The organism is Halorubrum sp. SP9, assembly GCF_005435015.1.
GTDB lineage: Archaea > Halobacteriota > Halobacteria > Halobacteriales > Haloferacaceae > Halorubrum > Halorubrum sodomense.
On the sequence record NZ_SGXU01000262.1, the window covers coordinates 1 to 593 of the forward strand.

1 pseudogene is annotated in these 593 nt (G+C 53.3%); it reads left to right on the forward strand.

The features are described from left to right. Positions 1 to 180, forward strand: a pseudogene (locus EXE45_RS20935) (hypothetical protein); the annotation flags it as partial. Between the last annotated feature and the right edge of the window lie 413 nt (positions 181 to 593).

Consider the following 593-nt stretch of genomic DNA (forward strand, 5'->3'; position numbering starts at 1 on the left):
ATCAGACTCAAGAAGTCCGATGTTATTGACCGATTAGAGGAACGAGAGGATGACGAACAAGCACCTGTCTCATACAGTTGGGTTCACCTCAACGAATTCCGCCTCTTCGAACTCCACAACCGATGCTTCGCCTGGTCCAGCCAAGATGACCTGCGCAATATCGTGGACAAAGTTCCGTAGCGCCGGGTCACTGATTCGTCGCCGCGAGATCCTTGTCGTTCTCGATCGGCGACGAGAGAGGCAATTTCTCTGGAATATAGTAGGGGGGAGGATGCGACTGTTGATAGTGCCCCGGGGCATCTGGTGGCAAATCCTCTGTTCTTATAGAAGGTGCGAGGCGAAAACCCACGGCTTTAGCCGTGGGATGAAGCCGACAACTGGGTGACTTACCACCCTCGAACAGTCGGCCGGATATTCCACGCCAAACACAGTCGTTAATATGCTCTTACTCATAACTAGTTATAACCACAGTCGATGCTGGAGACGACCCGCACCTACGTCGCACGCATCACGAACCACCAACAGGTTCGTGACGATTTCGATCAGTGCGGGTTCTCCGCGTCGAAACTGTGGAACGTCGGCCGCTACTACAT